This window comes from Pseudomonas sp. Irchel s3f10 (assembly GCF_900187515.1).
Classification (GTDB): Bacteria; Pseudomonadota; Gammaproteobacteria; order Pseudomonadales; family Pseudomonadaceae; genus Aquipseudomonas; species Aquipseudomonas tensinigenes.
The window spans coordinates 780,639-800,159 of record NZ_FYDZ01000001.1; the positions used below are offsets into that span (position 1 = coordinate 780,639).

Annotated in this window: 13 protein-coding genes and 1 pseudogene; 4 read left to right on the forward strand and 10 right to left on the reverse strand. The window is 58.3% G+C overall.

The features are described from left to right. Positions 1-27: 27 nt before the first annotated feature. Positions 28-1,158 (reverse strand): annotated as a pseudogene (locus CKW17_RS30705) (cache domain-containing protein); the annotation flags it as partial. Positions 1,159-1,536: 378 nt separating this feature from the next. Between CKW17_RS30705 and CKW17_RS03670 the strand changes: the two are divergent. Beyond that, entirely contained in the window at positions 1,537-2,064 is a 528-nt protein-coding gene (locus CKW17_RS03670; RefSeq protein WP_095118748.1) for a hypothetical protein, read from the forward strand. 64 nt (positions 2,065-2,128) lie between these two features. Here CKW17_RS03670 and CKW17_RS03675 read toward each other — a convergent pair whose 3' ends face one another. The 6 genes from CKW17_RS03675 to CKW17_RS30310 form a co-directional block, all read right to left on the reverse strand. Continuing rightward, the gene (locus CKW17_RS03675) at positions 2,129-3,064 is read right to left on the reverse strand and encodes a GNAT family N-acetyltransferase (RefSeq protein ID WP_095118749.1); all 936 of its coding nucleotides are present in this window, start codon (positions 3,062-3,064) and stop codon (positions 2,129-2,131) included. Next, positions 3,042-4,352, reverse strand: a complete 1,311-nt coding sequence (locus CKW17_RS03680) for a phenylacetate--CoA ligase family protein (RefSeq protein ID WP_095118750.1) — start codon at positions 4,350-4,352, stop codon at positions 3,042-3,044. Before CKW17_RS03680 ends, CKW17_RS03675 begins: the two co-directional genes overlap by 23 nt. 43 nt (positions 4,353-4,395) lie before the next feature. Continuing rightward, positions 4,396-6,798, reverse strand: coding sequence for an aldehyde dehydrogenase family protein (locus tag CKW17_RS03685; protein WP_095118751.1), 2,403 nt, complete (start codon positions 6,796-6,798; stop codon positions 4,396-4,398). Position 6,799: 1 nt separating this feature from the next. Then, positions 6,800-7,930, reverse strand: coding sequence for an acyl-protein synthase (locus tag CKW17_RS03690; RefSeq protein WP_095118752.1), 1,131 nt, complete (start codon positions 7,928-7,930; stop codon positions 6,800-6,802). Between the two features lie 10 nt (positions 7,931-7,940). Continuing rightward, positions 7,941-9,188 (reverse strand): MdfA family multidrug efflux MFS transporter, encoded by a 1,248-nt coding sequence (locus tag CKW17_RS03695; RefSeq protein WP_095118753.1) that lies wholly within the window; start codon positions 9,186-9,188, stop codon positions 7,941-7,943. A gap of 262 nt (positions 9,189-9,450) precedes the next feature. Continuing rightward, complete coding sequence (locus tag CKW17_RS30310) at positions 9,451-9,591, reverse strand: hypothetical protein (RefSeq protein WP_016985230.1); 141 nt, start codon at positions 9,589-9,591, stop codon at positions 9,451-9,453. Between the two features lie 157 nt (positions 9,592-9,748). Between CKW17_RS30310 and CKW17_RS03700 the strand changes: the two genes are divergently transcribed. Then, positions 9,749-9,937, forward strand: coding sequence for a hypothetical protein (locus CKW17_RS03700; protein ID WP_016985231.1), 189 nt, complete (start codon positions 9,749-9,751; stop codon positions 9,935-9,937). A gap of 18 nt (positions 9,938-9,955) precedes the next feature. Here the strand turns inward: CKW17_RS03700 and CKW17_RS03705 are convergent, their stop codons facing one another. After that, a complete protein-coding gene (locus CKW17_RS03705) occupies positions 9,956-10,333 on the reverse strand; it encodes a fe2+ zn2+ uptake regulation protein (RefSeq protein WP_095118754.1) in 378 nt (125 codons plus the stop codon). Positions 10,334-10,584: 251 nt separating this feature from the next. Here CKW17_RS03705 and CKW17_RS03710 point away from each other — a divergent pair, with 251 nt between their 5' ends. Then, positions 10,585-12,939: an acylase gene (locus CKW17_RS03710; protein ID WP_256586188.1), complete on the forward strand. Its 2,355-nt coding sequence runs from the start codon at positions 10,585-10,587 to the stop codon at positions 12,937-12,939. Positions 12,940-12,995: 56 nt separating this feature from the next. Here CKW17_RS03710 and CKW17_RS03715 read toward each other — a convergent pair whose 3' ends face one another. After that, positions 12,996-13,997 (reverse strand): FecR family protein, encoded by a 1,002-nt coding sequence (locus CKW17_RS03715; RefSeq protein WP_095118755.1) that lies wholly within the window; start codon positions 13,995-13,997, stop codon positions 12,996-12,998. Between the two features lie 152 nt (positions 13,998-14,149). Between CKW17_RS03715 and CKW17_RS03720 the strand changes: the two genes are divergently transcribed. Beyond that, complete coding sequence (locus CKW17_RS03720; protein WP_095118756.1) at positions 14,150-14,419, forward strand: PepSY domain-containing protein; 270 nt, start codon at positions 14,150-14,152, stop codon at positions 14,417-14,419. A gap of 55 nt (positions 14,420-14,474) precedes the next feature. On the opposite strand, the gene CKW17_RS03725 is transcribed toward CKW17_RS03720, so the two are convergent. Then, positions 14,475-19,346 (reverse strand): dermonecrotic toxin domain-containing protein, encoded by a 4,872-nt coding sequence (locus CKW17_RS03725; RefSeq protein WP_095118757.1) that lies wholly within the window; start codon positions 19,344-19,346, stop codon positions 14,475-14,477. Between the last annotated feature and the right edge of the window lie 175 nt (positions 19,347-19,521).

Here is a 19,521-nt window from a genome sequence, read left to right on the forward strand (position 1 = left end):
TTCGCCGATCATGTTTTGCAGGTAGGCGATGAAGGTATTGACCGAGTGTCCGATCGCGCCGAGTTCGTCCTCGGCGCGGATGGTGATGCGTCGGGTCAGATCGGCATCGCCGCTGGACAGCAAATCAATGTTGGCTTTCAACGCTTTCATGCGCTGCACCAACTGACGGATCGCATACAGCTGCAGCAGCACCAACAAAATCACCATCGGAATCTGCAACAGGCTCAGAGTGCTGAGGACGTCGTCACGTTGGGCAGTGAGCATTTTGGTCGGCAGGGCGGTCGCCAGGAACCACGGCGTACCCTCGATCGGGCGCATGAAAAAAGTACTGTCCTGGCCTTCGTTGTCGAATTCGACACGTTGCGCCTGCTCGCGGTTTTGCAGGCCGGCCTTGACCTGGCTGGCGAAGGTCGAACTGGCGGCCAGTTCACTGATGTTTTTCAGCACGATGGGGCCGCTGATACGCGAGCTGTTGCTGATGATCTTGCCGTCAGCCTCGACGATGAGCATTTCGGCGTTGAGGTCTTTTTCCTTGCGAGCCACCAGGTCGTTGAAGAAGCCTAGCGTCACGTCAATGGTCGAAACACCCCAGGCGTTACCGTTTTTCTGGATCGCCATGGCGCAGTTGGTGCGTGGTTCGGCGCTGGCGTCGTCCTTGTAAGCCGCTGCCCATGCGCACTGACCGCGTGGCGTGGCCATGCCCCCCTTGTACCAGCTCTGATCGTAATAGTTGGGCGCCGCGTCGCTGTTCCAGAATGTGTTCACCGCCAGTTTGCCCGACGCGTCGCGGTGCCAGAAGGTACTGAATTTGTTACGCCCGGCTTCACGCTGCCCCGGCAGCGGCCAGATCCCGCCGCCGAATACTTTCAGCTCGCCGTACTGATCAACCAGCCCCGGCAACACCGAGTCGATGGCTGCGCTGTCGAGTAACGGGATGGTCTGGGTGATGCTGCGCTGTTGCGCCTGCACTTTGTTCAACTCGCCCTGAATCTGCTCGGCCACTTCGGCGATGCGGTTGAGGACTACCTGTTCTTCGGTATGGCGCAGTTTCGGGGCGACCAGTTGGCTGATGCCGACCACGGTCAGTACCGACAGCAACAGGATGAACAGAACCAGAAACAGCGTGTAACGAGCCTGAATAGTGCGGAATGCGGGCATGGAAACCGGTCCTTGAGCTGCGATTCTTATTAGGGGCGGGGTAAAACAGTGCGGGTGTCCCTAACGTATCGTCGCTACATCGGGAAGCTTGAGGTACAGGCGTACTAAAAAGGCGCGCGCTGACGACTGGTCAGTATCGGCGTTGATACATGAAGCTGACTCACGCGTCTGTCAGGGCGCAAAATCTTTTCGAAACCGTGTAACGGGCGCCTCGCGAGCCAGCATCCATGGGCATTGCTGGTTTGTATCGAGAATGTACGAGAATTGTAAAAAAATGCATGAAAAGGTTTGGTGCCATTACGTGGCCGGTAGATACTCCCCGGCATCCGAATGGTTCAACGAAGGACATTTCATGTTTATTTCACAGGGAGTTTTCTCATGACAATCGGCATTGTCGGCGGTTGGGAGAGCAAGGCTGGCGTGATGGTGCGCAATACCGGCGCGAAGAAACAGGTGTCTCAAAGTGTCAAGGTGCAGCAGATGCTCACCATGGTCGGTAACGATCCAAATGCCTTGAATGTCGCCGAAATGGACAAGCAAGGCCTGCGCAAGAATATCAAGGGCTTCGATCCGGCTAACGTCTCGGTCAAGCAAATGGGCAACCTCAGCGCCATGCTGCGCAGCCGAGGGCTGATCTCGGAGATCACCTCTTTCACGCTGATGAATGCCGGCGACAAGTTCGACCGTTTCGGCGTGACCAAAGACATTGATGCCAAATTCAACGCACTGGAGTATTTCGCGACTCAGCTCGATGCGATCCAGAATAATGGTCTCAATGGCAACGCGTACGGCAAGAACCTGATCCCTGAATTCAAAAAAGCGATCTACGTTCTGCAAAACCTCAAGACTTATGGTGAAGGCAACGCGCCGCTTCCCCCTAAAGACGGCATCAAAGCCAAGGCTTGAGGCTACAGAAAATGACCCGCTCATATTGCGCGGGTCATTTCGCAAGACCCACGATGCGTTCAAGTCACCGCGGCGTTTCGCTCAGGTGCAGGGCGAGTTGCTGCTGAGCCTGATCATGTAACTGCTGCATGTGCGGGCATTGCAGTGTCAACCCGCGCAGCCGGTAACCTCGGTGAAACAGTGCCAGCCATCCCTCTTCCTTGCCTTCGGCGGGTGCCAGCCCGGTAAAGACAAATCCGACAGCTGCGAGCCTGCTCAGGTCCCAGGCAAATTGCTGTGACAGTCTGAGCCGGATCGAAATCAGCCAGTGCCGGGGCAATTGGCGTATCTGTTCAAGCAGGACGGGCCGCAGATGCTTGAGGTACATGTCATAACGATTAGCGTGTTGTTCCAGACGAATCGCTGCACCATGCCAGCGACTGGTTCGTTCCTGCGTACCGAAAGCCCGACATAAATGCTGCATGAAGTCCCGGCAACTGTCTGGCCAGGTCTGTCGGGGCAGCGGGCGGCGATAGCCGTCAATCATGCGGCAACCCACAACGATCGACTCTGGCGCCGGGCTGCCGAATGGCGATGGGACGTAATCGGGCAGCAATCCGGTGTTTTGAAAACCGAGGTTGATGGCCATCCGCTGCGTATACGGATGATGAGTCACTTGCTTGATCGATACGTTGTGACAGCCCAGCGCCTGTGCGTGAGTCAGCAGTTGCTGGCCCAGGCGGGTGGCAATGTTTTGGCCCCGGGTATCAGGGTGAACCACGCTCAGGGCCAGTTCCGCGATAGGTGAGTGGGTGTCGCGAAACAGTGTGGCGTGCCCGCAGATCTGTTCGCCGGTCACCGCGACCAGCGAGTGCCAGCGTTTGTCGGCGTGGTTCTGGCTGATCATGTGCGGCAGGTAGACATGGGGTTGCACGTAATGGTCGCCATACACCTGACGGAACAGCACACTGACGGCCTCGGCATCGCTGTCGCGATAGTTACGCAGAATCAACGGTTCCATCCGGCACCTCCTTGTTCCTCGTTCCATAGCAGCGAAGATCGAGCACGCGCAGGCATTTGCCCGAGCGGGGGTGGCGCGGCAGATCCTCAAGCGAGCAGCACTCGATGTGCAGGACCAACAGATGATCGGTCTGCAGTTGCGCGATCAACGGGTAATGCGCGATCAACTCGGTTCTCAGCTGCCGATCGACCTCGGTCGGGGCAGGAGATTGCGCGGTCGCCACCCATCTCAGCTTCAGCACATCCCTGTGCCCGGACTGTTCAATGACCAGTTGCCAGTCATCGCTGGCGGCGATGCTTCGGGTCATTTGGCCGATGTCTTCTGGTATCAGTGACACAATTCCCACGCGAACGCGTTGACTGCTGGCGCTCCGGCCCTTCAGGGCGAATTTGCGTTGCGCTGCGCCGGGGGGCTCTCGCCAACAGGCCCGGTCGCCAACCGGGTAGCGAATCAACGGCATCAAGCGTCGGTCAAGATTGGTCAACACCAACAAACCGGTGCGATCGCAGGTCTCGATGACTTCGCCGGAGTGTTCATCGATGATCTCCAGCAGGGCGTGGTGCTCATGCATGCGATGCTCGCCTTCCTCACAGTCGCGCTGGCTGCTGCCAATGAAGCCTGCATCGACGCTGGCGTAACCGATCGACGCAATGCGCGCATCGGGGAACGCTCGTTCGAGCAGTTCGCGCTGCGATGCGAACAGGCTTTCACCGCCATACAGAAGGGTGTCGATGCCGGGCATTGTTTGCTCCCGGCGTTTGAGCCATTCGGCGAACGTCAGCAGGTGGGCGGGCAGACCTGCCAGCACATTGATCCGGTGCTGCTCGATCGATTGCGCCAGAACACATGAGTCGACGTCGCCGGTGAACGGAAACTCGGTGATATTCACGGCGACATGCGCCAATGAATCGTGGATGAACAGGAAGCTCGCATACAAGTCGCCGGCGAAGAACAGATTGGCTACCCGATCACCCGGTTTGAACTGCGAGCTGAGGCTTGTGCCGAACTCGGTTACCAAACGACGCCACTCGCGCTGGGTATACACGGAGAGTTTTCCGGCGCTGGTCGAACCGCCGGTTTTGAACACCAGTGCGCGCTCGCGGGTCGCGGTCAGTACCGGCCAATGATCCAGTGACTGACTGTTTTGCCAATAAGCAAGAGGCTCAATCAGCGGCAGTTGCGTCAGTGAAGTTACTTGATGGGGTACATCTGCCAGATGTTTCGCATAGAACGGCGAATGCTGACGAGCGAAAGTGATCAACTCGTTCAGCGGTTCAGAAGTTTTCAATAGGTCACCCTTTTTATAGTTGTCAGATCGAACGCAGAAAGTGTCAGCGCCGTGAATCAATCAATATCGGTGTCTTGCCGCTGTGTGTGTTGCGGATGAAGTTTTCGATTGCGCAGACTTCAAACTCCACGATCAACAGACCGGTCTCGACAAGGGTCGCCAAGGTCAAGTAACCGGAAAGCCGTTCCTGCGCGTCGGCCGCTTGCAGTTCGCTACACACGCGCATACGTTCGAGGCCATCGGCGGCATGATCCAGCCGCAGTTGAAATGGCACCTGCAGGTGCACCGCCAATTCGCTCAATGAAATGAAGTCAGTGCCGATGCGGATCAGCTTGCCGTGGCGCTGCAGCAGCTCGAAGCGCGGCGATGTCAGCCCGCAGGGGCAGGGGCCTGACAACCAGCGACCGGTGTCGCCTATGTCATAGCGCATAACGGTCTGGGCCTGGCGTGCGGTCGATGTGAAGAGCAAGCGGCCGACCTGATCGCCGGCCACAGGTTGATCGCTGTCCAGGGCCACGATTTCCAGATGCTGGGTGTCATTCATCAAATGAAAAACACCATCGCCCGTGGCCTCGCAGGCGTGGCCGAGCGGCCCGGCATCGACACTGCCGTAAATCGCCGAGCGGATGCTGGAAACCCCACAACTGCGCAGCAAGTCGCGGCTGTGTTCACTGAGATGCTCGCCACCGAGAAAGACCTTTTCGACCCCGCCGTAAGCTTGCAACCGTGGCCGTTCGTCAAGGAACAGCCGATGCAGCGTGCTGGGCATACCGATCAACACCGTCACCCGCTGACTGATGATCAGCTCGGCGATTTCCCGGTAGTCGTCATCGGACGGTGCGGCCATCGGCAGGTGCGTGATGTCGAGCAACTCGAGCACTTTGGCAAAGCTGAGAAACCCGCCGTACAGCCCCCCACAAAAGAACAGGTTCATCACCCGGTCACGCGTCGGATCCAGGCCGGCGGCGAACAAACCGTCAGCCGTGGCACGCATCTGCCGGTGAAAGTCCTGGTAGCTATAGACCGACAGTGTCGGCGTGCCACTGCTGCCTCCAGAGCGAAAATACAATTGCGCCGAAGCGTTCAGCGGCTGGGCAGTGAAGGCGGCCTTGTCCATGATGGGCTGGCCGTGCAACGTCATCGGCTGCGATGGCTGATCAAGGGTGGCGTGGTTGGCAAGCACACCGCAGGGCAAGCTGGCCGAGACGCGTCGGCTAAGCCGCTGCAACGCATAGACGCCGTCATGGGGTTCGCCGTCATAGCCCTCGTGGATGCCAGCGACCTGCGTGATTCGCGTGACACCCGCAGCGATCAATGTACGTGCCAGTTCGCTGATTTGGCGGTCGCCGCACACCAGCGCACAGCTTTGCAGGACATTGCGCCATGGCAGCAACGTGTCGGTGATCAGTGACCGGGGTACCGGATGCAGCAGTACGCTGCGAAACAGCGGTGAGGGCGTGAGTTGACGTTCATGCGTCCAGATCACCTGCCAGCCGGGTGCGTGCCAGATATCCCCGGTTTGCTCGGCGAAGCTGTGCCCCAACCGTGCCATTTGCATGTGCGTGGTGATTTGCGCGGCCTCCTGCAGCGTCGGCAACAGTGCCGGCCAATGCCCGGCGCGCCGTTCGAAGGCGGCAGACAAGCGTTCCCCGATCTTGCGCAGTACCTGCGGATCGTCACTGTCCACCAGCAACCATTGCGGGCTGGAGCAGGCCTGCTGATCCAGCCGACAGACTTCGTCAGCCACGGCGTCCAGATTCTCCGGGGTGGCTGCATCGGGCGTCAGATAGACGAAGCTGATGCGGTGCCCCCAGTCGATCCAGCGACACCCGGCCGGAATCTGTTGGCGAATCGCTTGCAGGGCCGCTTCACCCCCCCAGGCCGCGACGCCATTGGCGTGTTTGCACAGTGATGCGATTTGCGCCGTACTCACCGGCAGTACGGCGATATAACCAGCCAGTTGGCCGCTCGGATCGCAGTGCAGCAAGGCGCCGAGCAGGCGGGCGCTCAGCCCTTCATCGCTGCTGCTGGGGCGCAACCAGTTGACGTTGCCAGCCAGCAGGCTTTCCAGCACCGCGCAGAACGCCAGCAACGGCGCGTTGCCCGGCGTAATGTGGACCACCAGGCCAAGCGGGCTCCAGCGTTCGAAACGTGCTTGCCGATAATCGATACGGCGCAATGAGTCGGGCTGCGCGCCGAGTTCGCGCAGCAGTTTGCTGTGTAACGCCTGCGGCTCGCAGAAGTCGATCAATGCCTGGCGTTGCTCGGCATCGAGTGGCAGTGCGGAGTCGGCGCTGCGCAGTCGTTCTGCGAAGTGAGTGGCAGCGTGGATGACCGTGCTGCTTTGCAGCGGGGTAGCGAGGTGTTGCGCCAGATCGGCGTGAAGCCAGGCAAGCGCTTCGTCGAAGCTGAAAGCGTCGTGCAGTTGGCCGTTGATCAAGTACATATCAATGGCTCCCCAGCAATTGCGCAGCCGCCATGGCACAGCTTCTGCCGGCCGTGGTGCCTGCCCGGCCATGGAGTTCGAACCAGTCGCTGGCAAGTCCACAATCGCAACTCGTGCCAGGGTGCAGCGTTGCCAGATCGCTCATCACCACCGAGTGTGCAGGGCTGGACGAAATGTAGGGCGAGACGAATCCGAGCAAGCCTTGCTGGCCATAAGGCTGAACGCAGAAGTCCGTCGGATTGCGTACGAACACCTTTGAGTAGACCGGGACATGGAAACGATGCCGGGCACATTCGATGTAAGGCACGGCGTGCTCCACGGCACCATAGCCATCGCGGCATCGGGATATTTCAATGCCCAGCTGACGATGGATGGCGCTGTACAGCTGCTGCTTGGGGATTTCATCGGCGGCCCGGGTTTTCCAGCCGCCGCCGAAAAACACCAGCGACTCTGCAGGCAGCTCAAGGTCTGGCATGCAGAGGGCCTGCATGCGTTGCAGGGCCTGCCAGAGAAACGCCGGGAAGCCGAGGATTCGCACCGGCAGACCTTCTTCGGCAAACGCCTGTAAGGCACCGATGACGCCGAAAACGTCAAACTGATGACCTTCGCCAGTGCTGCGCAGGGCGTAGACCACACGGTTGACCGGGGCGAAACGGCACAGGAACTGATCGGTGAACGAGGTGCCCAGGCTGATCCGGCCTTGTGGCTCGTAGCTCAGCAGCAAGTAGTTGCAGGGCGTATCCGCGGTGTCCCAGCCGTAATGCCGAAATATCTGCGCAACCATCCATTGCGCACCCGCCAGACTGCGTTCGTCGTAACGCATACGGCTTTTCTGTCCGCTGGTGCCGGAGGATGTCAATTCCAGTGCGTCCTCGCCGACGCTGCTGAGCAACAGTCGCTGCTTGAAAAAATTGGCGAAGACAGGGGGCAATCGTGACCAGTCATCGAGACTGTCGAGATCATTGAGGTGCAGTCCGTTGGCATTGAGCCAGGCTTCATAGCCGGGTGTTTGCTCGCAGTGAAACCGGCTGATTTCGGCCATGGCCCGGTCGAACAACCCCGGCGGTACGGAGTCTTGGCAGTAAGGACGTGGCAACGCACAGAGCGCGTCGCTTGAGGGTAAGTGAATCATCAATATTCCTTTATTGAGCTTTGGTAGAGGCGGCTTTGGCGTCGTGCAAGAACCCGTGCAGCAAGGGCAGGCATGTCAGGCCACCGAGGGCGGACAAGAGCGCAAAGAAGTCAAGGCGTGTGCCGCCGCCGATCGTGGCAATGAGTGAGGCGCCGAGGCCCATGACGGCAATGGAGATCATGCCGATCATGGCCGAGACCAGCCCTTTGCTGTCCTCGGTACAGAACAGCGCCAGTCGATACAGAGTGGCGTTGCAGATGCCCAGTCCGACGCCGTAGAGCGCCAGGCTGGCCACCACCGGTACGGGGCCGGCAGCCAATAATGCGCAACCGAGCAACGCCACGAGCCCCATGCACAGCGGCCAGAGGCCGATCCTGATCAACTTGGGCAAGGCGTGAGTGACCAGTAAACGGTTGAGAATCAGGTTGCCGACGATGACGGCGGAGAAAATCGGCATCTGCCACAGCCCGTATTCCAGTGGCGTCTGGCCCAGCAGCTGGATCAGCAGTATCGGCGACAGCCCGATCCAGGCGATCAGGGGGAGGCTCATCAGCCCTAACGCAAGGCTCGCACCGAAGAACCGGCGATTGCCGAGCAAGGCCAGGTAGCGCTGTCGCGTGCGTTTCAGGGAAAAAGGTATCGGCGCCTGATGCTGCCCATCACGACGTATGACGCCCACGGTTTCCGGCATCCAGGCGTAGAGCCCCAGCCAGACCAGCGCTGCGACAAGGCCTAACGCCAAAAACAACTCGCGCCAGTTCAGCCATTGCAGAAGCAGGCTGCCCAGCAACGGCCCCAGCAACGGTGACAGCAGCGCGACATTGCCGAGCAAGGCCATGAGACGCACGGCATCAGCCTCGCAGAACACCTCCTGCAGTGCCGGATAACTGACCGAAATGACGAAGCCCAGCCCCATACCCTGTAGCAGGCGCAACAGATTGAAAGCTTCAATGCTGTGAGCGGCAAAAGCGGCCGAACAGGCCACACCGAATATTGCACATCCGATCAATAACAGGCGTCGTCGCCCCCAACGATCAGAGAGCGGCCCCATCAACCATTGCAGGCAGATACCCCCCAGCAAATAGAGATTGAAGGCGTTGGGAACATGTCGAATGTCGGCCTGAAGTTCTGTCGTGACATCCAGCATGGCCGGCATGACCAGATCACTGGCCAAATACGTCAGCAGTTCAAACGCAGTCAGCGCCAGACAAAATCCGATAACCTGGCGTGGCCCGATTGTTATAAGTGTTCTCTGCATACACATCCTTGTCTGTGTGTGTTGAAAAAGGCATGCAGAGACTAGAGCTAGCCAAGTGGCTGACCTAGTTGTTTGCTAAGACATTAAATTTCAAATGCTTGCAGCGTATTAGTTGGATCCAAAAACAGCAGAAGATAAATACGCTCGAAGGTCGGTGGAATGAAAAATGCCCGCACAGGGGCGGGCATTGTTTATTTGAGTGAACTAACGAGGTGAATGCAGGGTGAATCTTGGACGAGCGGGCAGGGCGAAGTATTCACCACTAACGATGCTGGTAGTAGCCAGGGCCTCCCCGGTCGTAACGGTGGTGGTCGTCATGCCAACCGCCGTGGGGGAAGATGATGCATCCACTCAGGGTCAGCAGGGCTAGAACGGGAATCAGCCAGGTGATTCGACGCAACATTTGAAAAATCCTCATGGTGATGCCGTCATGAAGCCAAAACTCTTCATCGGCTGTAACATGAGACCCCGTTTGTCACGGCGCATCCCCGTAAAACGGTAAGCGCATGGCATGCAAGCGGATACAAACCGGATACATTCCAAAGTTTCAGGAAACCGTAATGACCCAGAAGCAACGCTTGATTTATTCGATTGTGATCGCCGTGTCCGTACTGGCGATCATGCTCGGTCTGTCCTGGCTGCAAAACGCCGGGAAGATCGATGAAAAGACCTTTCAGTACATCGCCATCGGTGTGGCGGTGGTCGTGGTGGTGATCAACGGCGTGATGCGCCGCAAGGTCAAGCCCTGACGGCGTTCGTTACACGTTTCAATCGTTGTTGAGGACGGCAGCAGCCTGTGGATGCAGGCTGTAGCTCTTGTCCGCATTGAAGGTGATCACGCCTTCGGCGCACAAACGCTTGAGCACTTCGCGTACGCTGAGGAAGGACAGCGGAATATCCAGATCCAGCAATTGGCTGTGGACACCGCGTACCCCCAGGCGACGGTCGCTTTGCGCCGCCACCAGCAGTGCGTCGATGACTTTCAGGCGAATCAGGCTGGTGCGCAGACCGAAACTCTTCAGCAACAGGCGAATGCGTTCGTTACCGTGACGTTCGCCGCGTTGCCCGAAATCGCTCGCGTGTGGGCTCATGGAAGCTCCTTGGGGGGCCTGGCTACCGTCCATTGGTAGGTGCGAGTTGTACATGCGATTACTCCTTTTCAGAGCCTGATCGGGAAAGGGTTTTCTTGCTCTCTCTAAACAAGACGTTTGAGCACGACAAATCATGAAAGAAAAAATGTAGAAAATTTGTCGCCGATTTGTCTTCTCTGCGTGATTGCGAGACAAATCTTCGTGAGTCGCGGTAAATCTTTTTCCCTGCTCTTCGTTACCTGTGGAGTCTCCCTGCGCACGGATGCGTTGCGCCCTCAGGTTTTGATATTCGATCAGGAGTTACAGTGACCATTCTTTCCAGACGATTGACCGGACTGGCCTTCGCCGGTGTGTTTCTTGGATTCAGCGTGTCGGCCTATGCCTTCAGCCCGAGTTCATCGGCCGAGACCGGTACCGAAATCCGTCGTACCGGTTTTGGCGTACCGCATATCCGCGCCCAGGATGAGCGAGGCCTGGGCTTTGGCATCGGGTATGCCTATGCACAGGACAATCTCTGCCTGTTGGCCAACGAGATCGTCACGGTCAACGGCCTGCGTTCGCGCTATTTCGGCCCGGACCAGGTGACTGTCGAAGCACGCCCGAACCGCGTCAGCGATGTCTTCTTCACCTGGCTCAATCCCCCCGAAGCAGTCAACACCTTCTGGCAGGGGCAACCGGCCCAGGTGCGTGATCTGGTCGAAGGTTACGCTGCCGGCTATAACCACTATCTCGCCGAGCGACGTCAGCAAGGCCTGCCGCAGCAATGTCAGGGTGAGTGGGTGCGCGATATCACCTCGGCAGACCTGGTCAAGTTGACCCGTCGACTGTTGGTTGAAGGTGGTGTCGGACAGTTCGCCGAAGCCCTCGCGGGCGCGACACCGCCGCAGGCAACTGCGAAGCGTGTCCAGGATGCACAGGCCTTTCAGCTGGCTGATACACGTCAGCAGCGATTTGCCCTCGATCGTGGCAGCAATGCCCTGGCGGTGGGCAGCGAGCGTTCTTTCAACGGTCGCGGCATGCTGCTGGCCAACCCGCATTTTCCGTGGGTCGGCGCCATGCGTTTCTATCAGATGCATCTGACCATTCCCGGCAAGCTGGATGTCATGGGCGCCGCCTTGCCGGGCCTGCCAATGATCAATATCGGTTTTAACCAGCACCTGGCCTGGACCCACACGGTCGATTCCTCGAAGCACTTCACGCTGTATCGTCTGCAACTGGACCCGAAAGATCCGACGCGTTATCTGCTCGACGGCAAATCCTTGCCGATGAGCAAACAGACGGTGACTGTTCAGGTCAAGCAGGCCGATGGCCAGGTAGTGCCCGTAGCGCACGATATTTACAGCTCGCAGTTCGGCCCGGTTGTGCAATGGCCCGGCAAGCTCGACTGGAATAATCAGTTCGCTTACAGCCTGCGCGATGCCAACCTCGACAATGACCGCGTGCTGACGCAGTGGTATGCGATGAACCAGGCTGCCTCGCTTGAGCAACTGCAGGACTCGGTGCACAAGATCCAGGGCATTCCGTGGGTCAATACCCTCGCTGTGGATGACAAGGGCCAGACGCTGTACATGAATCTGTCGGTGGTGCCTAACGTCAACGCCGAGAAACTGGCCAAGTGCAGCGACCCGCGCGCCGGGACGCAGATGATTCTGCTCGACGGTTCCAACAGCGCCTGCGCCTGGGACGTCGACCCGCAAGCTGCACAGAAGGGCATTTATGCGTCCAGCCAACTGCCGCAACTGTTGCGCAAGGATTTTATCCAGCACTCCAACGATTCCGCGTGGCTGGTCAACCCGGCACAGCCGCTCACCGGCTTCTCGCCACTGATCAGTCAGGACGGTCAACCGTTGGGCATGCGTTCGCGGTTTGCGCTGGATCGCCTGGGCAACCTGAGTAAAAAAGGTCCGCTGGGAGTGAAGGACCTGCAGCAGATGGTCATGGACGATAAGGTGTATCTGGCGGCCCAGGTCGTACCGGATCTGCTGAAGTTCTGCGCCGCTGACCTTGGCGCCGATGCCAGGACTCTGAAACCGGTCTGCACCAGCCTCAAGGAATGGGACGGTCGCGCCAATCTGGACTCGGGCCTGGGTCTGGTGCATTTCCAGAACATCATGCAGGCAATGCAAAATTCAGCGGATATCTGGCGCGTCGCTTTCGATCCGAAAGACGCGCAACACACCCCGCGCGGTCTCGCGGTCGAGCAGCCGGCCGTGGCACAGTCGCTGCGAGAGGCGATGCTGGCTTCGGTCGCAGCGACGAACAAGATGGGCCTCAAACCGCAAACCCGCTGGGGCGATATCCAGGTGGTCAGCAGTGGCGGGCAACAGACACCGATTCATGGCGGGCCGGGTCAGCTGGGGATCTACAACGCCATCCAGAGCGTGCCCCGCGAGGACGGCAAGCTTGAGGTGGTCAGCGGTACCAGCTACCTGCAAGTGGTGACGTTCGATGAAAAAGGGCCGCACGCGCAGGGCCTGCTGGCGTTTTCGCTGTCGAGCGATCCGGCATCGAAGTATTCGCGGGATCAGACCGAGGCCTTTTCGAAGAAACAATGGAGTGTGTTGCCCTTCACCGAGCAGCAGATCAAGGCCGATCCGCAGTATCAGGTGCAGACCATTCGCGAGACGCTGGACAAGGCGGGGAAAGTAGCCGCGCAGTGAACTGCTGTGTGACCTGAGAACAAACTGAAGGCCGCATCCCGCAAGGGGCGCGGCCTTCAGCTTTTTGGCGGTTTTTGTGGCATCGGGTTGATCACTGGGTTGCCTTCCTTGTTGCGCGTCAGGTAGACGGGCAAGACTTTGGGCAGGGAGTTGGCCAGGTTGTTCAACTCTTTGATGTTGTAGATGCCGCCCACTCTGATCGAGCCTGTGCTGTTGTCGGCGAGCATCAACGGTCTGTCGAGGTAGCGGTTGATCAGGGGCAGGGCTTCATTGAGCGCCAGATTGTCCAGCACCAGTTTGCCGTTGCGCCAGGCCAGCGAGGTATCGTTGGGATAGGTCTGGCTGATCTGCGGCATGTAGTCGCCCGGTTTGTAACGCGCCTGCATGGACGGCCCCAGACGCAGGCCATCGCCTGGCAATGCGCGATTACTCGTCACCAGCACCGAACCTTCGATCAGGTTGACACGTACCTGGTCTTCATACAGCCATACGTTGAAGCGCGTACCGGTCACGCGAATGTTGCCTTCGCCCGCACGCACGACAAACGGGTGCGAGGCGTCGTGACTGACGTTGAAGAACACCTCGCCTTTTTTCAACGTGACTCGTCGTTCATCCTTGTAATTGCTGAAGGTCAAATCAGTGTTCAGATTCAACTCGATCTGACTGCCATCGCTCAGCGTGACCTGACGCACATTGTCGGTGGCACGCAAGTGCTCATAACTGTCGGGTACCCAGCCCAGATTCCATCCGGTGTAGGCCGCCAGCGGTAACGCGAGCGCGCAGACACCGGCCGCTATTGCGTACTGGCGCAACGAACGGGACGGCTGCTGAAGCGGCACGAGCGGTGCGGATTCCGGGCGTGGCAGATGTTCGGCGACGTCCCAGATTTCCAGCATGGCTTCATACTCGAACGCATGCAGCGGATGAGCATCGTGCCATTGTGTGAATGCGCGACGTTCTTCTTCCGTGCAATCCGCGGCGTGCAGACGCATGCACCAGTGCGCAGCGGCATCGGTGATCGCATCGTATTCGGCTTCCGAGAGAGTGTCTTGGGTCATTGAGTCGTCCTGATTTCGCACATTCTAACCTTTGCGGGAAGTTGCCGAGAACAACAGTCATGGCATTTACCCATCAAAGTGGAACTTATTTTTCGCTCAAGCACCCAAAAAGCAGGACGCCAATGACTACTATCCATAAATGGAGTGAAAAAATGATCAAAAACACTTTTGCTGCACTGATTGCCACTGCCAGTTTGCTGAGCGCCGGTGCTGCATTGGCTGACAGGCCCGGAGCTGGCTGGGTCACCATCGAGAAAGCCATCGATATCGTGAAAACCAAGGCCGGGTACGTCGAAGTCTACGAAATACAAGCCGACAACGACGGTTACTGGAAAGGTGAAGGGCGCAAGGCCGACGGCGTGGTTTACGAATTCCGCATCGACGGTGCATCGGGCAATGTACTGCGCGATCAGAAAGACTGATTCCCAGGGCCGCAGAAAAGGCGCAGGTCACGACCTGCGCCTTTTTTTGCGTTTGTCAGGGCGTAACTGCCGGATCGAGTTGCCGGCCCATCTCGCAGATCAGACGCGCGATCGAGTCGGCATTGTGCAGAATAACGTCGATACGTGCATTGGGCGAAAGCCGATCAAAAAACGCATTGCGTGCGTCATCAATGGTCGGGCTGCCGGTGAGTGCGAGCAATTTTTTGCTCATGTTCTCAGCCGCAGGAAATTTGTCCAGATCGACGTACGAGCCGCGTTTCTTGCTCCAGCGCGCGAACAACTGATCTTTGGGAGTACTGAGCGACAGCGCCTTGTTCTGAAAATCTTCCAGTACATCCCTCATATCCCGGCCATAGGCGGTGAGCGTGTTGATCAGATCAGAAAACGGCCGGCGCGCTTCCACAAAGGCGAAATCCTCGGTGGCGGAGAATTGATGGGACAACTCGTGGATCAGTGTTGCCGCCTGAGCGTGGCCATCGACATCGAAGGGTATCGTCAGGTTGTCCTTGTAAAAACCGAGTTTCTGATCGAAGAAGTGCTCGGTGAAGTGCACCATTTTGCGCCGGTCATTGACCAGCACGAACGCGATGGCGGAGGACATGGCGGTATTGGACCCCACCACAAAGCGTTCGGTATCCATCAGGTCGTCGCCGGGGTCGACCAGGGCGTTACAGATCGGCACGATGGCCTTGTGAAGCTTGGCCAGTAACGCTTTGTCGATGTGATAAACGCCGAAAAACAACCTGAGAAAACCGTCCAGACGCGTGCCCGGAACATTGGCTTTCAGCTGGGCCAGATTGTGCAGGCTGTTGAAGGCATAGAAACGGGCCATGTCGACCGCTTGCTGGATTTGCAAGGCTTTATCGGGATGGCGGCGGCGAATTTCGTTCATGCCAATGGCTTCGATTTCAAGCAAGGCTCGGCGGATGGGCTCCACGGCGTATCGCTGGTGCAGTTTCGATATCGCTTTGCCGTAGTGAACCGCGTAGCGGTCTGGCGCGAGCAAGAGCCGCGAGCCACTCAATCGTAATGACGGCCCGGGCTTCTCATCGCCGAAGATCTGCCAGACGGCACCCGGTTGGTCGACCTGATGAACCTTGCCGGCAATGGCCGTGTAAAGGCGTTTATTGATCGGATTTTCGTAGGTGCCGTTCTTCGCGTCACGCTTGAGGTCTTCAAGCGCCACGGCCGACGTTTCAAAAGGCTGCAACTCGGTGCGCGAGGGTGAGGTCATCCTGATCTGTGACCAGCTTGGCGCGACCAGCGCGGGCGAGCTTTCGACCGCGCTGGCGTCTTCGTCAGTGACTCGAGTGACTGGCGGTGTTTCAGTCGCGGTTTGTGCCGTTCTCGGGGGCGTGGCTTGCGTCGCGGCCGATGCCTCTGCCGTCAGGCGCCCCAGGCTTATCATTTGCACCGCACCGGCGATAAATGACTGCAGTGCTTGCGTCCAATGATGATCCTGCAGATTTTCTGCCGAATCCTTGAAGTCCTTGTAGGCCTGCCACAGAAATGTCACGTACGAAAGTTTACCGGGCAGCAGCCCCGAGATCAGACTGGAGCCTTTGCCGAACAGGTTTTTGGCTGCTTCCCAGTCGCTTTGAGCGCTGGCTGACGACTGGCCCTTCAGCAATTGCGGCAACAACTTGAGGTTGTCGCTGAAAAGCCTTTGCAACAGGTTGCCGGTGATGGTGTTACCCGCAAGTGTCATTTCGCTGACTTCGCCAGCGCTTGACTGCAACAGCCCTCGAAATACCGATTGCTGTGCCGGCGGCAATCGACGAATCAGCAAGTCCTGAAAACTGCCTGGCGTATTGATGGTCGCGATCACACTCGCTTCGTCGACAAACTCGCGAAACACGTCTTCTGCGTACGGGGCATATAGCACCAGCGGCCCCGGATGCCCGCTGCCCGGGCCGATCATATACAGGCCCAGTGCTTCGACCGCAGTCGAGCCCGCGGTTTTGATCAGCGACAACGGATACACGATGGCGTGGGCGCCTTCGACCGTCTTGCGTGCGATGCCATCCGGGATGTCCAGCACTTGGCATACGTAGTCGAATGCGCTGGCAGACAATTGTTGTTGCAGTTTCAAACCATGAGCGTGCTGCAGCAATTGCCAGGGCAGCTGTCGCAAGAAGCGCTGCTTGCGCTGCGTGGCCTCGGCATCGTCCGCAGAGAGGGCAGCGGTGATTTTTTGTGCAAATGTCGTCGGGATCTCCAGTGACAACAGCAGTTGTCTGACCGTCGCCGGATCCAGATTGGCCGGTAGCGGGGTAGTGGTCCTGGAGGCGACTTTGAAACCGGTGCCCTGAGCGATATTGATATGGTTGAGCGCAAACTCGGGCAGCGCGTGGGCAGGACCGGCCAGGGCGAGGTCAGGAATGATCTGGATGTCATTCGGATCGACCCGGCTGCCTGCAAATCGAGTGTCAAGCAGCGCCTTCAACCTCTGATGTACGTAGTCGGCCAGCGTAGGCAAACCGCTGAGATAGTCCTTATGGTCGACAACACTGCGACGCCATTGCTCAAGCAGTTCGAGGTGCAACTGTTGCTCCTCCACCGGTGCCATGCCCAGCCAGGCAGGAAGTGACTGTTGTTGGTCGATAGCGTTGGCCAGATGAATAGTGCGCAGCAGATTGGTATCGAAGGCCGTTTTTGTCAGGTAAGCAAGCGCCGAGGTCAATCCGGCCCGGCCTTTGAATCGCGCACGAACTTCTTCACAGCGTGCGATGAAGTGTTCAATGCCGGACTGCACGCGGTTCTCCAGAACACTGTCTTCAATCAAGCGCAAGGTGCCCAGCGTGTATTGCCGATGGTACTGGCGCTCCTGAGGCAAAAGATTTTCCAGCAATGACAGGCGTCCAATCCGGTCTTCGAGCCGCTGACCCAGTGCCAACCGGGCAGCGCGAATGCTCTCGAAGGCTTCCAGGCCCAGTGCCGGAGTCCAGACCATCACTCTGCCCGAGTGCAAGTCGTCGAGGCCGCCGCGTTCGGTCAGCAAGAAGCAGTGGGCCAGCGACAAAGGCGCTTTCGCCTCAGGGGTTTTCAGCGTGAGTGACCAGGCATCGGGTCGAAAGCCGTTGAGTGAGCGCCGATTGTCGCGTCTGGTGTGATCTGGATTGATCACGGTGTCGACGATCATCTGCTCGGCAGATTTCAACGAGCCACTGAGCACTCGCAATGCCGCTTCTGCGGTCACGCCGAGAAAGAGTGAGTGGGCCAACCGTGATTTCATGTTTTCCAGATAGTGGCGTTGCTCTTCGACGTGAGTAACAGGCTGAACTTTGAAGGAACTGGCGATCAAGGGCTCGATGTCCTGGCAGGTTTTCGCCACGGCGGCGGCTTTCTGCGCGCGAACCTGCGATGGCTGTTGAACACCGGTCAGCACCGGCCGCGTAGACCAGCGTGCCGCGGTTTCCATTTCCAGCAACCGCTGATGAAGCATGGCGCGGATATCCAGGGCTTTGTCGAACAGGGCATGGATATCCACGCTGCCATCGCTGTGACGGGACACCTGCAAAGCGTATTCGATGTTCTGCCGCTGCTTGGTGATAATGGCCTCGAACAACACGTTGAAGATCTCGCCGCCGACGCTTTCTCCAGTGACATGAGGCCGGTCAAAGCCGATAAAACGTTGGCGTTCTTCAAGGTTCAACAACCCGTACAGTTCGTCCTCGTGCCCGGCCGCATGGAACTTGCTCAATACGGTGTCCTTCAGATCCTGGTAATCCTTGAGTACCTGCAGACCCATGGTCGGGGTGTACAGGAAGGCGTTGGCGTGACTGATCATCAACGAACCTGCAAGCTCGACATAGTTGGGTTCGTACTCCCACAGACGCACGTTTTCGATGGTCGGGCGCCGGGTCGGATAGGCTGCCGGACGAATCATCTGATGCAGGGTGGCAAACTGGCTGGCGTCGATGATGTTGGTTTCGCGCTTGATCATCAGTTCGGCACGGGCCTGTTCCTCAAGCGCCTCAGCAAAGAATTTGCGCCTTGGCGCCCCCGCAGCAGAAGGCGCGTCCCAATAGCGCTCCATTTCGCGAAACAGCAGGACCCGCAATTTGTTTGCGGCCTGTTTGACGGCATCTTCCCAAACGCCCTGATCGTTATCGAACGGAGCACGCTGGGAATTGGCAAATTCATGCAACTGGCCCGCTGGCCAACCCTGGTTGCGGTAATACATCAGCACCGCTTCACTCAGGCTTACTGAATCGTGCCAGTGCCTGGCCGAGCTGGCCGCCGCCACGGGGGCGCTGCCGTCAACGGGCGCATGGGTGTAGAAGTTGACGCGGGTCAGCGCCTGATTGATGTTGGGTAAACGGACGCGCAACAGATCATCGAGGATTTTTTCCACCAGGGGTGTGAGCGCCGGCAGCCGCTTCAACTCATCAAGCATGGCCACGGCGTTTACTTGCTGGGCCGCGAGAATGTGGTTTTTCTGGCTTTCGAAGATGTCGTCTCTGATCGTTTCATACGTCAGCGTGCGGTGCGTCTGCTCGCTGACTTTGCGGCGTTGAGCGAGCGAAAGAAACGCCAGCAGCGGGTCCTCTTCCTCGGCCACCTGCAGGCGTTTCTCAAGCAGTGTCTTCAGGATCGCAAGGCTTTCGTATTTTTTGATGCCGTCGTACGGCGTGTACAGGATCGCACCTTTGTCGTCTGGGGTTTCGCTGAGGATAAAACTGCCGGCCAGCGGTATGGGCTTTGCCGCGCCGACTTCGATGTAAATGCTTTGCGCGAGCATCGGTGGGGATTGTTGATTACGTAGCGCGTGAGTGCTCAGCTTTACATGAGCCAGCCAGTCGAAGTCCTTGCTGTTGAGGCTGTGGGTTTTGCCCAGTTCTTTCCAGAGACCGGGGAAGTTCAGGGTTTCGGGGAACAGGAGCGGGGCAGCGGGCTCAGGCATTTTCGAGTCTCGGTAATAGCGCGATGGGCGCCAGAAATGAGGCTCAAGGCTAGGCGCAAGGGACGGCGCTCCGGTGGTAGATAGTTATCGCTCGCAGTTTTTTGCAGTCGGCCAAGGGTTGACAGAGAGCAGGGGGGACGTGGTTAATCGCTGGGCAATTTGTTCGTACGCTGGT